This window comes from Mesorhizobium sp. WSM4815, from assembly GCF_055811575.1.
Map to the genome: position 1 here is coordinate 140,595 of NZ_JBVVQS010000102.1, position 16,576 is coordinate 157,170.

At 63.9% G+C, this 16,576-nt stretch carries 21 protein-coding genes, 1 tRNA gene and 1 pseudogene; 14 read left to right on the plus strand and 9 right to left on the minus strand.

Annotation, left to right across the window (positions count from 1 at the left end):
* Window positions 1-50 precede the first annotated feature (50 nt).
* Both AC0L2B_RS29395 and AC0L2B_RS29400 read right to left on the minus strand, forming a co-directional pair.
* Window positions 51-127: transfer RNA gene (locus AC0L2B_RS29395), tRNA-Arg, on the minus strand.
* A gap of 385 nt (window positions 128-512) precedes the next feature.
* Entirely contained in the window at window positions 513-1,397 is an 885-nt protein-coding gene (locus AC0L2B_RS29400) for a D-alanyl-D-alanine carboxypeptidase family protein (protein WP_473747870.1), read from the minus strand.
* A gap of 592 nt (window positions 1,398-1,989) precedes the next feature.
* Between AC0L2B_RS29400 and AC0L2B_RS29405 the strand changes: the two genes are divergently transcribed.
* The gene (locus tag AC0L2B_RS29405) at window positions 1,990-3,096 is read left to right on the plus strand and encodes a hypothetical protein (RefSeq protein ID WP_473747871.1); all 1,107 of its coding nucleotides are present in this window, start codon (window positions 1,990-1,992) and stop codon (window positions 3,094-3,096) included.
* 308 nt (window positions 3,097-3,404) lie between these two features.
* Window positions 3,405-4,025: a nucleoside triphosphate hydrolase gene (locus AC0L2B_RS29410; protein WP_473747872.1), complete on the plus strand. Its 621-nt coding sequence runs from the start codon at window positions 3,405-3,407 to the stop codon at window positions 4,023-4,025.
* Window positions 4,026-4,075: 50 nt separating this feature from the next.
* Here AC0L2B_RS29410 and AC0L2B_RS29415 read toward each other — a convergent pair whose 3' ends face one another.
* Window positions 4,076-4,402: a hypothetical protein gene (locus AC0L2B_RS29415; RefSeq protein WP_473747873.1), complete on the minus strand. Its 327-nt coding sequence runs from the start codon at window positions 4,400-4,402 to the stop codon at window positions 4,076-4,078.
* Between AC0L2B_RS29415 and AC0L2B_RS29420 the strand changes: the two genes are divergently transcribed.
* Entirely contained in the window at window positions 4,389-4,517 is a 129-nt protein-coding gene (locus AC0L2B_RS29420; protein ID WP_287303274.1) for a hypothetical protein, read from the plus strand. The two genes, AC0L2B_RS29415 and AC0L2B_RS29420, sit on opposite strands and share 14 nt — an antisense overlap.
* 29 nt (window positions 4,518-4,546) lie before the next feature.
* Here the strand turns inward: AC0L2B_RS29420 and AC0L2B_RS29425 are convergent, their stop codons facing one another.
* The 3 genes from AC0L2B_RS29425 to AC0L2B_RS29435 form a co-directional block, all read right to left on the minus strand.
* On the minus strand, window positions 4,547-5,251 hold the full coding sequence (locus AC0L2B_RS29425; protein WP_473747875.1) for a glutathione S-transferase family protein: 705 nt from the start codon (window positions 5,249-5,251) through the stop codon (window positions 4,547-4,549).
* 77 nt (window positions 5,252-5,328) lie between these two features.
* Complete coding sequence (locus AC0L2B_RS29430) at window positions 5,329-6,537, minus strand: beta-ketoacyl-[acyl-carrier-protein] synthase family protein (protein WP_473747876.1); 1,209 nt, start codon at window positions 6,535-6,537, stop codon at window positions 5,329-5,331.
* Window positions 6,538-6,541: 4 nt separating this feature from the next.
* Window positions 6,542-6,796 (minus strand): acyl carrier protein, encoded by a 255-nt coding sequence (locus tag AC0L2B_RS29435; RefSeq protein ID WP_010912831.1) that lies wholly within the window; start codon window positions 6,794-6,796, stop codon window positions 6,542-6,544.
* A 204-nt stretch (window positions 6,797-7,000) separates the two neighbouring features.
* On the opposite strand from AC0L2B_RS29435, the gene AC0L2B_RS29440 reads away from it, so the two are divergent.
* From AC0L2B_RS29440 to AC0L2B_RS29455, 4 genes and pseudogenes are all read left to right on the plus strand, one after another.
* Window positions 7,001-7,843 (plus strand): urease accessory protein UreD, encoded by an 843-nt coding sequence (locus tag AC0L2B_RS29440; protein ID WP_473747877.1) that lies wholly within the window; start codon window positions 7,001-7,003, stop codon window positions 7,841-7,843.
* A 43-nt stretch (window positions 7,844-7,886) separates the two neighbouring features.
* Window positions 7,887-8,189 (plus strand): urease subunit gamma, encoded by a 303-nt coding sequence (locus AC0L2B_RS29445; RefSeq protein WP_292523071.1) that lies wholly within the window; start codon window positions 7,887-7,889, stop codon window positions 8,187-8,189.
* Window positions 8,190-8,229: 40 nt separating this feature from the next.
* Window positions 8,230-8,469, plus strand: a pseudogene (locus AC0L2B_RS29450) (DUF1272 domain-containing protein); the annotation flags it as partial.
* 137 nt (window positions 8,470-8,606) lie between these two features.
* Window positions 8,607-8,912 (plus strand): urease subunit beta, encoded by a 306-nt coding sequence (locus AC0L2B_RS29455; RefSeq protein ID WP_473747878.1) that lies wholly within the window; start codon window positions 8,607-8,609, stop codon window positions 8,910-8,912.
* 68 nt (window positions 8,913-8,980) lie between these two features.
* Here AC0L2B_RS29455 and AC0L2B_RS29460 read toward each other — a convergent pair whose 3' ends face one another.
* Together AC0L2B_RS29460 and AC0L2B_RS29465 are read right to left on the minus strand one after the other, a co-directional pair.
* Entirely contained in the window at window positions 8,981-9,475 is a 495-nt protein-coding gene (locus AC0L2B_RS29460; protein ID WP_473747879.1) for a hypothetical protein, read from the minus strand.
* Window positions 9,476-9,601: 126 nt separating this feature from the next.
* Complete coding sequence (locus tag AC0L2B_RS29465) at window positions 9,602-9,985, minus strand: hypothetical protein (protein WP_023801509.1); 384 nt, start codon at window positions 9,983-9,985, stop codon at window positions 9,602-9,604.
* Window positions 9,986-10,176: 191 nt separating this feature from the next.
* Here AC0L2B_RS29465 and ureC point away from each other — a divergent pair, with 191 nt between their 5' ends.
* The 7 genes from ureC (at window position 10,177) to AC0L2B_RS29500 (ending at window position 15,796) form a co-directional block, all read left to right on the plus strand.
* A complete protein-coding gene (gene ureC / locus AC0L2B_RS29470; RefSeq protein ID WP_473747880.1) occupies window positions 10,177-11,889 on the plus strand; it encodes an urease subunit alpha in 1,713 nt (570 codons plus the stop codon).
* Between the two features lie 106 nt (window positions 11,890-11,995).
* Window positions 11,996-12,484, plus strand: coding sequence for a DUF29 domain-containing protein (locus AC0L2B_RS29475; RefSeq protein ID WP_473747881.1), 489 nt, complete (start codon window positions 11,996-11,998; stop codon window positions 12,482-12,484).
* 157 nt (window positions 12,485-12,641) lie between these two features.
* Complete coding sequence (locus AC0L2B_RS29480; RefSeq protein ID WP_473747882.1) at window positions 12,642-13,205, plus strand: urease accessory protein UreE; 564 nt, start codon at window positions 12,642-12,644, stop codon at window positions 13,203-13,205.
* Window positions 13,198-13,869: an urease accessory protein UreF gene (locus tag AC0L2B_RS29485; protein WP_473747883.1), complete on the plus strand. Its 672-nt coding sequence runs from the start codon at window positions 13,198-13,200 to the stop codon at window positions 13,867-13,869. Before AC0L2B_RS29480 ends, AC0L2B_RS29485 begins: the two co-directional genes overlap by 8 nt.
* Window positions 13,866-14,306 (plus strand): DUF3995 domain-containing protein, encoded by a 441-nt coding sequence (locus AC0L2B_RS29490; protein ID WP_473747884.1) that lies wholly within the window; start codon window positions 13,866-13,868, stop codon window positions 14,304-14,306. The genes AC0L2B_RS29485 and AC0L2B_RS29490 overlap by 4 nt, the downstream gene beginning before the upstream one ends.
* Window positions 14,303-14,944, plus strand: a complete 642-nt coding sequence (gene ureG, locus AC0L2B_RS29495) for an urease accessory protein UreG (RefSeq protein WP_473747885.1) — start codon at window positions 14,303-14,305, stop codon at window positions 14,942-14,944. The genes AC0L2B_RS29490 and ureG overlap by 4 nt, the downstream gene beginning before the upstream one ends.
* Window positions 14,945-15,028: 84 nt before the next feature.
* Entirely contained in the window at window positions 15,029-15,796 is a 768-nt protein-coding gene (locus AC0L2B_RS29500) for a class II aldolase and adducin N-terminal domain-containing protein (protein ID WP_473747886.1), read from the plus strand.
* A 41-nt stretch (window positions 15,797-15,837) separates the two neighbouring features.
* Here AC0L2B_RS29500 and AC0L2B_RS29505 read toward each other — a convergent pair whose 3' ends face one another.
* Complete coding sequence (locus AC0L2B_RS29505) at window positions 15,838-16,470, minus strand: HAD family hydrolase (protein WP_236393226.1); 633 nt, start codon at window positions 16,468-16,470, stop codon at window positions 15,838-15,840.
* Window positions 16,471-16,576 lie beyond the last annotated feature (106 nt).

A 16,576-nucleotide genomic window follows, 5' to 3' on the forward strand; every position in this document is an offset into this window, starting at 1 on the left:
GGTAGGATTGCCGCGTTAAGTCCTTGCTATCAAAGGGTGCCCCGAAAGATTGGCGCACCCGACAGGATTCGAACCTGTGACCTCTGCCTTCGGAGGGCAGCGCTCTATCCAGCTGAGCTACGGGTGCCTTCAGGATCGACAATCCGGAAAACGAACCAGCCGGTAAACCGGCCAGCCACGGCTTCTTAGCGGAAGCAGGCGCAGGCTTCAACGGGCAAGTGGCAGGCGGCAGGGCTGCGAACTCGGAATAACGCATTTTTCGGATTCCACGGGGCGCACGATCCGGAGCCTGCGATCTCGAAGATGCGAGAAGCAAGTCCGAAGGCCGGCAAACCTGCGGTTTTATCGGACCTATGAAGAATGGCGCCGAAGCCTAATATGAAAAACCCGCCTCGGCGGGCGGGCGCAAATCAGCACTATGAATAAATTCCTACCATAATCGCCGTCACCTGTCAAGGTGAAACCACCGATCAAGAGCCTCGCCCCTCATCGCTCCCGAACGCCACGCCTCACTACTCCTCGGCATACAGCAACCTTGTCGTCGTGTTCGACGCCGGCGACAGGTTGCGCTGGATCAGCGCCTCGACGTGGTCGTTGCGCTGGCGCGCGCTGTCGGCGCCCATCACCACCAGGATCAGCCGGCGGCCGTCGGCATCGTAGGAGGTGACGATGTTGAAGCCAGAGGCTCTGATATAGCCTGTCTTGATGCCGTTGACGCCGCGGACGCGGCCGAGCATGTCGTTGTGGCCGCGCACCAGCCTGCCCCGGAACATGAAGTCGCTTTCGGAGAAATAGTGGAAATGCTGCGGGAAGCGGGCGCGCAGCGCCGTGCCGAGCACCGCCATGTCGCGCGCCGTCGTCAGCTGGCCGGCGTCCGGCAGGCCCGAAGCGTTGCGGAAGACGGTGCTGCGCATGCCGATCTGGCGCGCTTTGGCGGTCATCATTGCGGCAAACGCCTGTTCGCTGCCGCCGAGATATTCGGCGACGGCGACCGCCACGTCATTGGCCGATTTGACGGTGATCGCCCGGATCGCCGATTCGACTTCGATCGTCTCGCCGCGCCGGAAGCGCAGCTTGGTCGGCGGCTGCCTGGAGGCGTTGTCCGACACCGGGATCGGCGTCGTCTTGCTGATGCGGCCCTGATCCAGTGCCTCGAACAGCAGGTAGAGCGTCATCATCTTGGTCAGCGACGCCGGATAGCGCGGCGCCGTCGAATTGGCCTCGAACAGCGTCTTGCCGCTGCTGCCATCGATCACAACAGCCGCATATTTCTGCGCCGGCGCCGGCACCGCCAGCATGGTCTCCGTCGGCGTCGTCGCGCAGCCGGCGACCAGCACCAGCAGCGCAAACGCCGCGACAAATTTTTTGATGAGCGGAAAGAGGCGCAGTTTGGACATTCTGAAGGTAAGCTGTTGCTGAAACGAGTGGGAAACTAGCCTAACCCAATGGCGCCGTCCATTTGGTTAATGCCGGTGTTCACGGCAATCGCTTCAGGTTTGAATTCCCCGGGCGTTGGCGCCGCCCCTCACCTGCCTGCCGGCATCCTCTCCCCGTATAGTGACGGGGCGAGGGGCGCTGTCATCGATGGTTTCGCCAATCACCGGCGTTCGCAAGAAGGGGCGCCGGCTTTGCGGCCAGCTTCTTTCTCTCCCGTTTACGGCAGGGCTATCGCTGGGCCGAGGCTTTCGCTTTACGATGGACCCCCACCCTAACCCTCCCCACAAGGGGGAGGGAACGCTGCCGCGCGCCTTTACTTTCCCTTTGGCGCGCCGGAGAGCCAGGCATTTTTTTCCGAGGTCAGCGCCAACGGAAGTCTCCCTCCCCCTTGTGGGGAGGGGTTAGGGGTGGGGGTACATCGTAGAGCGAAAGCCTCGGGGCTAGGGGTACGTGGCCGGGTAAATGCGTCTCTGACATGCAAAGCCCATCACGCAGCTTGCGCAACCGCCACCGAGCGGGTTTGCTGGCGCCGGCAGAATCAGCAGGTGCGCCATGGATACGCTCACGATCACGGCAAAAGGCATTTCGGTAACGGTCGATCTCACCGTCGGCCATCTTGCCGACATGACGGTCGATATCGACGGGCGCCGGCTAAAACCGCTGCATCGCGCGCCGTGGATCGACGAGCCGCGCGAGACGCTGCCGCAGGACCTGCCGGCCGGCACCGTTAGGCTGTCCGGCGATTTTTTATGCGCGCCGTTTTCGCGCAGCGATGTCGAGGAAGCGCCCTTGCACGGCTGGCCGGCCAACAGCCCATGGGATGTCGTTGCCTCCGCGGCGACAGTCGATGGCTGGCGCGCCGTTTTCCGGCTGCAGCACAAGGTTTTGGGCGCCACGGTCGAGAAAATCCTGACCCTGCGCGACGACCATCCCTTTCTCTACCAGGAACATGTCTTTTCCGGCGGTTCGGGCGGCATTTCCGTCGCCCATCATCCGATGACGGTGATGACGGACGGCGGCAGGCTGGCTTTCTCGCCGAAGCGGTTTGCGGCAACGCCGGACGACCCGCTCGAGCCCGATCCGGCCCGCGGCCGCTTTCTTTTCGCCTATCCCGCGCGTTCCGCCGACCTGACGCGATTTCCCGCCGCCGATGGCGGCACGCTCGACCTGACCGACTATCGCATCGACCACAGCCGAGAGGATTTCGTCACTCTGGTCGAGGCCGACCATGGCGGGCCGGGCTGGACCGCGCTGGCGCGAAAAGCGGAAGCCGATCTCGTTGTGGTGCTGAAAAACCCGGCCGAGCTGCCGGTCACCATGCTGTGGATCAGCAATGGCGGGCGCGACTACACGCCGTGGAGCGGCCGCCATCGCGGCGTGCTCGGCATCGAGGACGGCCGCACCGCGCTCGGCCATGCGGCGTCGCTGGGTCACAACTGGCTGAAGCGGGAAGGGGTAGCGACCGCCTTTGCCCTTGGCGAAGGCGGCAACGTCTCGTTCCGCCACGTCATCGGCGCCTTGCCCATATTCGACGGCGAGCCGCCGCGCGACATCACCACCGCGCAGGCGTATATGCGCATTGCGGCCGCTGACGGTTCGACGCGGGATGTCACTTTCGACGGCGATTTCCTGCGGCTGGGGCGGTCAGTTTCTGGTTGATTGGCGAGCGGCCACGTGCAGCTTTCCCTTCTCCCCTTGTGGGAGAAGGTGGCCTCGCGAAGCGAGGTCGGATGAGGGGTGTTCCAGGGAACACCAACGTCTCATTCCGTCCAACACCCCTCATCCGTCTCGGCGCTGCGCGCCGATCCACCTTCTCCCACAAGGGGAGAAGGAAGAAGCGCGGCGCTAACATCCCGGCCAATGAGGGGCGGCGGCGACCCCGACAATTGGGCGATCTTCAATCCCGGGTTTGAAATTTCCGCGAACTATCGCCAAGATGCAGCCGAAATTATCACCCGGAATCACGCATGTCCGAGATTGCTCACCTCGCCGCCACCATCTTCAAGCGCGCCGGCAAGGCGCGGCGCTTTGTCGTTGCCATCGCCGGTCCTCCGGGCGCCGGCAAGTCGACGCTGTCGGCCCGCCTGCATGAGCTGCTGCCGGAAGGCGCGGCCGAAATCGTGCCGATGGACGGTTTCCATTACGACGATATCGTGCTCGAGCGGCGCGGCCTGCGCGCGCGAAAAGGCGCTCCGGAAACTTTTGACTTTGCCGGCTTCGAAACCTTGCTGAAGCGCATCCGCGCGGCCGAGCCCGACATCGCCATTCCGGTGTTCGACCGCAGCATGGAGCTGTCGCGCGCGGCTGCTTCGATCATCGCCGCCGACACCAAGTTCATCCTGGTCGAAGGCAATTATTTGCTCCTTGACGAGGAACCGTGGTCGCGGCTGGCGTCGCTGTTCGATTTCTCGATCTTTGTCGATGTGCCGCGCCCCGAGCTCGAGCGCCGGCTGCTCGAGCGGTGGCACGAGCATGGCCGCACCGACGAGGACGCCCGCGCCTGGATCGCCTCCAACGACATGCCCAACATCGACCGCGTGCTTGCCCGCCGCCGCCCCGCCGATCTGGTGATCGGCGATCACGCCTGATTTGCAAGGACGGCCCGCGCCTGGAACCTTAGGAGTTTCCGGCCGTTGTGTCAGATACGGCAATGATGCTGACATGAGGAAGACTGTCCGATGGCTACTCCGATGGCAACCAAGGCAAGAAAGCCTGCGCCCGGCAAGGGCAGGGCAACTCGATCCAGGGCAACTGGATCAAAGGCAACTGAATCAAAGGCAACTGAATCGAAGACCGGCGCCGGCCCGGCTGTCGCCGCCCGCTCCAAGGATGCAAAACCTACCTTTGGCAAGGCAGCACCGAAGAAGGTGACGCCGACCGCAGCCAAGACCTCGGCAAAACCGGCCAGGTCGAGGAAGTCGGCAGGTGGCGGCTCGATGGCGGACAGCGCGATGCGCACCGTCAAGACGACGGCCAATGTCGCGGCCGGCGCGGTTGTCGCCACCGCCAAGACCGCTGCGTCGCTCGCCGCTTCGGTCATGGGCAAGGGTGGCTCAAAACCCAAAGCCAAGACAAAGTAGTCGGTTCGCGGCACCAGCCGCCGATTGAGCTAACGCCGCGCGGGGATGTTGAGACCCCGTTGCACCGCCGGCCGGGCAAGGCCGCGCTCCAGCCATGCCGCGACATGGGAAAAATCGTCGAAGCCGACAAGTTCCCTTGCCTCGTAAAAACCGATCAGATTGCGCACCCAGCCCAGCATCGAGATATCGGCGATGGTGTAATCGTCGTCCATGATCCAGCTGCGGCCCTTCAGCCTCGTCTCGAGCACACCGATCAGCCGCCGCGATTCGTCGCGGTAGCGCGCCAGCGGGCGCTTGTCGGCGATCTCGCGTCCGGCGAATTTGTGGAAGAAACCGACCTGCCCGAACATCGGCCCGATCGAGGCCATCTGGAAGAACACCCACTGGATCGTTTCGTAACGCCGCGCCGGGTCGGCCGGGATCAGCCTGCCGGTCTTGTCGGTGAGGTAGAGCAGGATGGCGCCGGATTCGAACAGCCCGATCGGCTTGCCGCCGGGGCCGTCCGGATCGATCATCGCCGGGATCTTGCCGTTCGGGTTCAGCGACAGGAATTCCGGCGTCCAGCTCTCGTCCTTGCCGATGTTCACAGCATGCGCCTCGTAGGGCAGGCCGAGTTCCTCCAGCGCGATCGACACTTTTACCCCGTTCGGCGTCGGGAACGAATAGAGCTGGATGCGGTCGGGATAGCTGGCCGGCCAGCGCGTGGCGATCGGAAAGGCGGACAGGTCGGTCATCGAAACTCCTGGGCGGGGATTTTTCGCGCGGCAGCGCGTGGCAAAGAAGTCTCGCCGTAGCTGGGCAACCGATTGCGTCAGACCGCCTTGAACGCCAGCACCGCATTGGTGCCGCCGAAGGCGAAGCCGTTGCTGATCGCCGCGCGCACCTTGCGCTCGCGCGCCACATTCGGCGTGATGTCGAGATCGCAATCGGCGTCGGTTTCGCGAAAATTGGCCGTCGGCGGCACGATGCCTTCGCGGATCGCCATCACGCAGGCGATCAGCTCCAGCGCGCCCGACGCGCCGAGGCAGTGGGCATGCATCGATTTGGTCGAGGAGATCGAAAGCCTGTGCGCATGGTCGCCAAAAACGCGCTTGATCGCCGCCGTCTCGATCTGGTCGTTGGCCTTGGTGCCGGTGCCATGCGCATTGACGTAGTCGATGTCCTCCGGGTTGAGCCTGGCATCGACGAGGCAGAAGCGCATCGCTGCCTCCGGTCCTTCGATGGTCGGCGCGACGATGTCGGAGGCATCGCCGGAAAGCCCGGCGCCGGCAATTTCGGCGAGTATAGTGGCGCCGCGCGCCATGGCATGCTCGTAGGTTTCCAGCACGACCATGCCGGCGCCTTCGCCGAGCACCAGGCCTTGGCGATCGGCCGAGAACGGCCGGCAGGTGTCGGGTGCCAGCACCCGCAGGGCCTCCCAGCCTTTGAGGATGCCCCAGACCAGCGGCGCATCGGTGCCGCCAGCGAGCATGACGTCGGCGCGGCCGAGCCTGATCTGGTCGACCGCCGAGGCAATGGCGTGGTTGGACGAGGAGCAGGCCGAGGTGATGCCGAAGACCGGCCCGCGCAGGCCGAGATTCATGCTGACATGGCCGGCCGCAGCGCCGGGCATCACTTTCGGCACGGTGAAGATGCCGGTGCGGTTCTTGCCTTCGAGCAGGATGGCGCGATAGCTCTCTTCGATCGCCTCCCAGCCACAGACGCCGACGCCGACGACGGAGCCCATCCGGTAGGTGTTGGCCGCGTGCAAGCTTAGCCCGGCCTGCTCCGCGGCCTCCCTTGCGGCGATCGTCGCCAAAAGGCTGAAACGGTCCATCGAGACGGCCTGCTTGCGATCGATGCCGTGCTCGGGAAGCGTCCTGATTTCGCAGCCGACCCTGATTTTCAGGTCATGCAGCTCCGAATTGACGATCGGGCCGATGGCCGAGCGGCCGGCGCGCATCTCGCCCCAGATCGCCGGCACGTTGGTGCCGAGCCCGCACAGGCCGCCGATGCCGGTAATGACGACGCGCTTGTGCATTCAGTCAGGCTTTTTTCGCGATCAGCGCGCGAACCGCCTCGACCATGTCGCCGACGTTTTTCAAATTGCTCCAGGCATCGACCGTGTTCATTTCGATCTCGATGCCATATTGTTCCTCGAGATCGAAGATGATCTCCGTCAGTTCCAGCGAATGGATGCCAAGTGAGGTCAGTTCGGTGCTGGTGGTGATTTCTTCGCCACCCGGCTCGGCATGGGCCTTGATCTTCTCGATGATGTCCGTTGCCAGCTGGTCAGCCATTCGGTTCCTTCCCCAACCCTTGTCGTTCCCCGACGCCAACGGATCGGCGCCTGTTTTTCCCCAGGCTCAAATTGTCATCATCGCCTTGTATCCCGCCAGGCGCTGTGTGACCGTACCAAGACGGCTCCTCTATAGAAACCGAAACGTTGTCAAGCAACAAGCTTATATGTCGACAAAGCCGGCGCTGTGGTTATCGTTGCCACCATGGATATGATCGAACCTGGCCTGACCTTTGTGCCGCCGGCCCAACGCGTCGCCGGAACGGCGCGGCTCGGCTGTGACAGGAATGGCGGCCGCACGCGTCTTCGGCGGCTTTATCAGGATGGTTCCGCCAAGATCCGCATGCCGGCCGTCTCGGCCGATCCGCTCGAAGCCGTGCTGATCAACACCGCCGGCGGGCTGACCGGCGGCGACCGCCTCGGCTGGGAGGTCGATGTCGGCGCCGGCGCTTCCGCCACCATAACCACCCAGGCCTGCGAGAAGGTCTACCGCGCCGCATCCGATCGTGCCGAGGTGCGGGTGAAGCTGACTGTCGGCCCTGGCGGCCGCATCGCCTGGCTGCCGCAGGAAACCATCGTCTTTGACCGATCGGCCTTTGCCCGCAGGCTCGACCTGGAGCTTGCCGCCGGTGCCGAGGCGCTGGTGCTCGAGGCGACCGTCTTCGGCCGCCTCGCCATGGGTGAACGCGCGGCGTACGGCAATTTCCACGACCGCTGGCGCGTCAGTCAGGACGGAGCGCTGGTTCATGCCGAGGATTTCCGCATCGGGCCGGACATAGCGGCCATTCTGAGCGGTTCGGCCGTGGCCGGCGGCGCCATCGCCATGGCGACGGTGCTGATGATCTCGCCGCGGGTCGAGGATTTGCTCGATCCGGCCCGGGACATCATCGGCGGCCAGGGCGACGCCAGCGTCTGGAGTGTGAAGAAATCTGGCAAGCTTCTTGCGAGGCTGTTTGCCGAGGACGGCTACCAGCTCCGCAAGCGGCTGGTTCCGCTCGTCGAATTGCTCAACGGGCGGGCGGGTCTGCCCAAATTATGGTCACTCTGATTCCGATTACGCCACTCCTTTCTACGCTATCCTAGGGAAACGCATGAACCTGACGCCAAGGGAAAAGGACAAGCTGCTCATCGCCATGGCAGCACATGTGGCGCGCAAGCGGCTCGAACGCGGCGTCAAGCTCAATCACCCGGAGGCGATCGCGCTGATCACCGACTTCGTCGTCGAAGGCGCCCGCGACGGCCGCCAGGTCGCCGAGCTGATGGAGGCCGGCGCCCACGTCGTCACCCGCGCGCAGGTGATGGAGGGCATCGCCGAGATGATCCACGACGTCCAGGTCGAGGCGACGTTTCCCGACGGCACCAAGCTGGTGACCGTGCATGAACCGATAAGATGAGGGCCGATACGGTGAGGGCCGACAAGGTGAGGTGAGAAAAATGCTTGAGCTGCGCCCCAACTGCGAATGCTGCGACAGGGACCTGCCGCCTGAGGCGACGGATGCGCTGATCTGCACCTTCGAGTGCACCTTCTGCGCCGAGTGCGTGGACCGTGTTCTGGGAGGCATTTGCCCTAACTGCGGCGGTGATTTCGCAGCGCGCCCGATCAGGCCGGCTGCGATGCTGACCAAATATCCCGCCTCGACAAAGCGCGTCCTCAAGGCCGAAGGCTGCGGCCCGGCCCGCAACGCGCGTGACCGCACGATCCTGACAACGGAAGGCATATCGATGGTCCCCGCAACGATCAAACGCACCTCCCTCTCGGCGATCCTGCTGCTCGCCGCCGGCCTCGTCTTCGGCGTCTTGTGAGGCTGGCGATGATCCCGGGCGAAATCATCACGGCAGCCGGCGAGATCGAGCTCAACAAGGGCCAGCCGACCATCACCATGAAGGTGGCCAACAGCGGCGATCGGCCGATCCAGGTCGGCAGCCACTATCATTTCTTCGAGACCAATGAGGGGCTGAAATTCGATCGCGACAGAACGCGCGGCATGCGCCTCGACATCGCCGCCGGCACCGCGATGCGCTTCGAGCCCGGCCAGGAGCGCGACGTCACCTTGGTGCCGCTCGGCGGCAAACGCGAGGTCTACGGGTTCCAGCAGAAGATCATGGGCGCGTTGTGAGATCCCCTGGTCGCGTTGTGCGATCCCCTGGTCGCGGTTTGCGATCCAGAGCGTCGCGCGGTTTCGGCTCAGCCGGGCGGCTTGGCCGCCGCGTAGATGACGACCTTGCCAGGATCGTCGAATTCGACGGCGAGAACGTCTTCGGTCAGCACGCGTCGCGAGTCGATGGCGTTGAACAGCAATGCGTTCGCCTCGATCTCCTTGCGCAGTTCCGCAATGTCGTCCTGATGCTGCTCGACCTTGCTTTCGATCGCCGGCGGCAGACCGCCCTCCGTGCGCGCCGCGTCGGTGAGGAACACGATATCGACCTTGTCGAGCTTGGATGTCTTGCGCACAGTGCCGATGTTTTCACGCGTCCGGTCGATCGCCGTAGTGACTTTACCGGCCTCGACAGCGGTGTTGGTTTCCTCCTGGCCGACCTCCGAGCCGATGATCTTGTTCTGGGTCTCGGGGCCTTCAAGGCCCTGCGCATTCAGCCCGGCCTGGGGAGCGCTCGCCGCAAGAAATGCAGTCGCGGCCAGCGTATGCAGCCATCTGCTGTCGGGGAAGGTGGTGATCGCCATCGCTCGCTCTCAGAGCCTCTCTCGAGACTGGTTTCCAGGCCAAAAAGTCGAAACGTATTCCGCCCTGCGAAGGTTCCCTCCCCGATGCGGCAGGCCGGCCTCGTGCCGGCCCGCCACAGCGCGTCGTCAGCTCGCCTTCTTGGTGATCAAGGTCAGCGAGCCGTTGGCGTCCATGCTGGCGGCGATCACTTGCGCCGAGGTGAGCCCCTTGGCTTCGAGCGCGGATTTGACCTGTGGGGTCGCGTCGATCGAGCTGCGCAATTTCTGCAGGCCGTCCTCGCCGCGCTTGGCGATCACTTCGTTGACCTTGGTCTGCGTTTCCTTGGGCAGTTCCTCGATGTCGACGACGTTGACGGTCTGGATCGCCGGCGCTTGCGGCTGAGCGCCGGGTGCTGCGGGAGCGGGCGAAGCCGGCGGCTCGGCAGGTTGCGGCGCAGGCTGTTGCTGGGCGCTGGCAGCGGTCGCGAGCAGCAGGGTGGCGGCGGCTGCGAGAGATATCGTTTTGCGCATAAAACTTCCTTTCCATCGATTGGCAAACGGTCGTTTTGGGGTGACCTCGCCACCTCAAACGTTAAATGGGATCGGAAGGTGTCGCCCAGCAGGTCATTGCGTGACCATAGGATGGCGACAATGTGGGGCCGGGCTTCGACCGGCTGTGTCTTGGATCCGTATTTGGGTCCGTATTTCGGGAGCAATTGCTGATGGCTAGAATCACCCGCGCTGCCTATGCGCAGATGTACGGCCCGACCGTCGGCGACAAGGTGCGGCTTGCCGATACCGAGCTGTTCATCGAGGTCGAGAAGGATTTCACCCTGCATGGCGAAGAGGTGAAATTCGGCGGCGGCAAGGTCATCCGCGACGGCATGGGCCAGAGCCAGGTGTCCCGCGCGCAAGGCGCGGTCGACACCGTCATCACCAATGCGCTGGTCGTCGATGCTTCGGACGGCATCTTCAAGGCCGATATCGGCCTCAGGGATGGCCGCATTGCCGCGATCGGCAAGGCCGGCAATCCGGACATGCAAGACGGCGTCACCATCATCATCGGTCCCGGCACCGAAATCATCGCCGGCGAGGGCAAGATCCTCACCGCCGGCGGCTTCGACGCGCATATCCATTTCATCTGCCCGCAGCAGATCGAGGAAGCGCTGATGTCAGGCATCACCACCATGCTCGGCGGCGGCACCGGACCGGCGCATGGCACGCTGGCGACGACCTGCACGCCGGGGCCGTGGCATCTGGCGCGCATGATCCAGTCCTTCGATGCCTTCCCGATGAATATCGGCCTGTCGGGCAAGGGCAACGCGTCGTTGCCGGCCGCGCTTGAAGAAATGGTGCTGGGCGGCGCCTGCTCGCTAAAGTTGCACGAGGACTGGGGCACGACACCGGCGGCAATCGACTGCTGCCTGTCGGTCGCCGACAACTATGACGTGCAGGTGATGATCCACACCGACACGCTGAACGAATCCGGCTTTGTCGAGAACACGGTGGCGGCGATCAAGGGCCGCACCATCCACGCCTTCCACACCGAAGGCGCCGGCGGCGGCCATGCGCCCGACATCATCAAGGTTTGCGGCCTGCCCAATGTCATCCCGTCGTCGACCAATCCGACCCGGCCCTACACCGTCAATACGCTGGCCGAGCATCTCGACATGCTGATGGTCTGCCATCATCTGTCGCCGTCGATCCCCGAAGACATCGCCTTCGCAGAAAGCCGCATCCGCAAGGAGACCATCGCCGCCGAAGACATTTTGCACGACATCGGCGCCTTCTCGATCATCTCGTCGGACAGCCAGGCGATGGGCCGCGTCGGCGAAGTGGCGATCCGCACCTGGCAGACCGCCGACAAGATGAAGCGCCAGCGCGGTTCGCTGCCGCAGGAGACCGGCGACAACGACAATTTCCGCGTCCGCCGCTACATCGCCAAATACACGATCAACCCGGCCATCGCGCACGGCCTGTCGAACGAGATCGGCTCGGTGGCGGTCGGCAAGCGCGCCGATCTGGTGCTGTGGAACCCGGCCTTCTTCGGCGTCAAGCCGGACATGGTGCTGGTCGGCGGCATGATCGCGGCCGCCCCGATGGGCGATCCCAACGCCTCGATCCCGACGCCGCAGCCGATGCACTACCGGCCGATGTTCGGAGCCTATGGCAAGGCGATGACCAACTCGTCGGTGACCTTTGTCTCGAAAGCCGCGCTCGATGCCGGCCTGCGCGGCCGGCTCGGCGTCGACAAGCAGATGGTCGCCGTCGACAACACCCGCGGCGGCATCGGCAAGCATTCGATGGTGCTCAACGACGCCACCCCGCATGTCGAGGTCGATCCCGAAACCTACGAGGTGCGCGCCGACGGCGAATTGCTCACCTGCGAGCCGGCCACGGTGCTGCCGATGGCGCAGAGATACTTTTTGTTCTGATCCCTACAAACGCCCTGTTGGCGGGGCGTCAAATTCGGTGCTCAGTTGCCCAAGGCTCTCTCGTGCCGTTTTGCGATTGTCTCGAAATTGCGGCATGATGGGCCTCATGAACAGGATTGATCGTCTCAGGGCCCTCACTCCCTACGAAGCGGACTACGTCCAGTGGTGCGCCGAGCAAGGCGCATTGTTGCGCGAAGCTCGTTTCTCCGACCTCGATCGTGAGAATCTTGCCGAGGAGATCGAGAGCTTGGGGAGACGTGACAAACGAGAGATTCGCAGTCGGATAGAGGTGCTGCTTGCACATCTCCTGAAATGGGAATTCCAACCCGGCCATCGAAGTCACAGTTGGCAATCGTCAATTTCCGAACAGCGCATCTGGATCGGAAACATCATCAAGGACAGCCCGAGTCTTCGCCGATATCCCGCTCAGATTTTCGACGAGGCATATAAAGACGCTTTGCTTGTCGCGGTCAGGGAAACGGGTCTCAGGAAATCTCACTTTCCAGGCGAACCTTCCTTCACATGCAAGCAGGCGCTCGATGAACGATTTTGGCCGGGCAATCCACTCTCGATGGGCGATTTCCTGCGGGATTAGCTGGCTTCTTCGGCGACCGTCGCTTTCACATCGCCTTTGTCGCCGCCGCCCTGGTCTACCAGATATCGTTCATCCTGCGGCTCTTCGACACGATCGTTTGAGCAGCATTGGGGCGGCGGATGCGATAGGCTACGCTTGTTGGGAGAGGCAGATTTACATGAAGCTCGACATCCGCACCGATTTCACCAAATTCCCGCGTGCCGTCTCGGTTCTGAGCGCCAGCGAGGCAGGAGCGGTCGCGCCCTACGATCGTGCGGTGCTAGCCCATGACGAGCGGCATCTGCGCCGCCGCGCCATCGAAACGGCCCGTAGCGATAGAGTGCTGGTCGACCTGCCCGAGCCGGTGGCCCTGAACGATGGCGACCGGCTGGTGCTGGAGGATGGCCGTCATATCGAGATCGTCGCGGCCGAGGAACCGCTCTACGATATCCGTGCCAGCGGCCCTGTCCATCTCGCCGAGCTTGCCTGGCATATCGGCAACCGCCACCTTGCGGCCGCCATCGAAGCGGAACGCATCCTCATCCTGCGCGACCATGTCATCAAAACGATGCTGGAAGGGCTGGGTGCCACGGTGAGCGATGTTTCCGAGCCGTTCAAGCCGCTGCGCGGCGCCTATTCCGGGCACAGTCACGGTCATGCCCATGCCGAGGCGCACAGCGAGTCGCATTCCCGTACCCATAGCGAATCGCATTCCCACAGCCATTCGCACGACCATGACTGACCAGCCTTCCAACGTCGCTTTGTTGCGGCTGATGGCGTGGCTGTCGCCTGCCTTCCCGGTCGGCGGTTTTTCCTACAGCCATGGTCTCGAACAAGCCGTGCATGCCGGGCTGGTCGCCGACAGCAAAGACCTCGCCGCGTGGCTGGAGACGCTGGTCGAGATGGGCTCGGGCTGGAACGATGCCGTGCTGTTTGCCGAAAGCTGGCGGCGCGCCCGCCAGCCCGGCGATCTCGCCGAAATCGCAGCGCTCGCCGAGGCCTTGGCCGGCTCGCGCGAGCGCCACACCGAGACCATGCTGCAGGGCGCCGCCTTCCTCAAGGCGGCATCGGCATGGCCGTGTCAGGTGCTCGACCGTCTGCCGGCCGAGTGCGCCTATTGCGTTGCCGTCGGTGCAACTGCCGGTGGCAACGCCATTGCCCTGCACGATGCACTGTCGGCCTTCCTGCACAGCTTCTTTTCCAACCTCGTCCAGGCCGCGATCCGGCTCGGCGTCGTCGGCCAGACCGGCGCCACGGCGCTGCTCGCCGGCTTCGAACCGCTGGCGCTCAGCGTCGCCGCCCGTGCTGCCGGCTCGACGCTGGATGATCTCGGCGGCTGCGCGTTTGTCTCGGATGTCATGGCGATGAAACACGAAACGCAATATTCGCGGCTTTTCCGCTCATGATCGTCCTCGCCTTCGCCCTCTCGTTCGTCCTGCTGCTGATCACCACCTTGCATGTCTATTGGGGCATTGGCGGGATCTGGCCGGGCAGCGACGCTGGCTCCTGCGCCCGCGCGGTGGTCGGCTTTCGCGGCGTCGACGAAATGCCGGCGCCCTTCGCCAGCTTCGCCGTCGCCGCCTGCCTCGGCCTGGCGACACTGTGGCCGCTGGCGCTCGAAGGCGTGTTTGCCACGCCCTTTCCCAAGGCCGGGCTTGCCGCGACAGCGCTGCTCATCGCGCTGGTCTTCCTGGGGCGCGGCATTGCCGGCTTCACGCCGTGGTGGCGCCGGCTGGCGCCCGAACAGCCTTTCGCGCGGCTCGATGTCAGCTATTATTCGCCGCTCTGCCTGGTTGTAGGGCTCGGCTTTGCAGTGCTAGCCATCATGGAGTTCCCTGGATGACACAAGCCAATGGTCCTCTTCGCGTCGGCATCGGCGGCCCCGTCGGCTCCGGCAAGACGACGCTCACCGAAAAGCTCTGCAAGGCGCTGCGCGACGAGTTCTCGATCGCCGTGGTCACCAACGACATCTATACCAAGGAAGACGCCATGATGCTGGCCCGGCTGCAGGCGCTGCCCGAGGATCGCATCATCGGCGTCGAGACCGGCGGCTGCCCGCACACCGCCATCCGCGAGGACGCCTCGATCAATCTGCAGGCGATCGCCGAGATGACCAGGAAATTCCCGGATCTCGACATCGTCTTCATCGAATCGGGCGGCGACAACCTCGCCGCCACGTTTTCCCCCGACCTCGCCGATCTGACGCTCTACGTCATCTCGGTCTGCCAGGGCGAAGAAATCCCGCGCAAGGGCGGCCCGGCGATCACCCGGTCGGATTTCCTGGTCATCAACAAGAGCGATCTCGCCCCCTATGTGAACGTCAATCTCGATGTCATGGAGAGCGATGCCGCCCGCATGCGCGGCAAGCGGCCGTTCGGATTTACCGATCTGTCGCGCGGCAAGGGCCTGCAGGACGTGATCGATTTTATCGTTGAGCATGGCGGGCTGCGCATCGACGCCGCCAGAAGCACTGCGGCGTAAGCCGAACCCTCGCCTGCACCAAACGAAACCGGTTGCGCGCATCGGCGGCGCACGGCATCCTTGCTTCTTTCACGGAGGTTTTCGATGAGCATCGCCCGCCTGCAGAAGGAAATGCTGACCAACCTGCCCTTTTACGAGGAACGCGTCGATCTGGCCTGCGCCTTCCGCTGGACGGCGCGGCTCAACATGCATGAAGCGGTGGCCAATCATTTCTCGCTGGCCGTCAACGATGACGGCTCGCAATTCCTGATGAATCCCAACCAGGTGCATTTCTCGCGCATCAAGGCGAGCGACCTGCTGCTGATCGACGCCAACGATCCCGATACGCTCTCCGGCCCGGATGCGCCCGACCCGACGGCATGGGGGCTGCATGGCGCCATCCATCGCAATGTCCGTCATGCGCGCTGCGTCATGCATGTGCACTCGATCCACGCCACGGTGCTCGCTTCGCTCGCCGACTCGACGCTGCCGCCGATCGACCAGAACGCGGCGATCTTCTTCAACCGCCACGTCGTCGACAGCCATTATGGCGGGCTCGCCTTCGAGGAAGAAGGCGAACGCTGCTCGCAGCTGCTCACCGATCCGAAGGTCAAGGTGATGGTCATGGGCAACCATGGCGTGCTGGTCATCGGCGATACCGTCGCCGACACCTTCAACCGCATGTTCTATTTCGAACGCGCCGCCGAGACCTACATCAAGGCGCTGTGGACCGGCCGTCCGCTGCGGGTCCTGTCGGACGAAATCGCCGAGAAGGCAGCAGCGGAGCAGGAAGATTATCCCGGCCAGGCCGAGCGGCACCTGTCCGAATTGAAGGCGATCCTCGACGAGCAGGAGCCGGTCTACCGGAACTGATGCCTCCTTCTCCCCGTCACTATCCGGGGAGAAGGACCCTCTTAAAGCCCGAGTTCTGCCCGCAATTCGTCGGCGCTGCTGATGACGATCGCGCCGGGCGGCCCTGCCATGGGCGCTTCCGGCCAGAAGATCGTCTTCATCCCCGCCGCCAGCCCAGCCGTGGAGCCGGTCACGCTGTCCTCGACGGCCACGGCATCGGCCGGATCGACACCGGCCAGCCATGCGGCGCGCAAAAAAGGTTCGGCATGCGGCTTGCCTTCGCGCACGTCGTTGCGGCTGATCGTCTTCATGCCGGGATAGAAAAGACCGACCATGCGCAGATTGGCGTCGACGACCAGCCGGTCGGAATTGGACACCACCGCTTGCGCCACGCCGAGCGCGCGCAGTTCGTTGTAGATCTCGATGGCGCCGGGGCGCGGCTTCAGCGTCTCGGCCATTGGCAGATAGTGGTCGTATTTGCGCACGATCCAGTCGTCGAAGGGCAGGTCGAGGCCGAACTCGTCCCGCAGCATCTCGTAGACTGGCCATGCGGCGATGCCGAGCACGCGCTCATGCAGGTTGGCCGGCGCCGCGATGCCGACGCTATGCAGCGCCGCTATCAGCGCCGCCTCGTGCAACGGCTCGCTGTCGACCAGCGTGCCGTCCATGTCCCAGAAAACCGCTTTCGGCGTCATGCAAGGCTCCTTTGCCGAATCCCTTAAAGGGTTTGCCTCGGGAGATAAACCGCCGCGCCTGGCTGCACCAACATTGCGGGCTATAATGATCCTCTCGGAACACTGC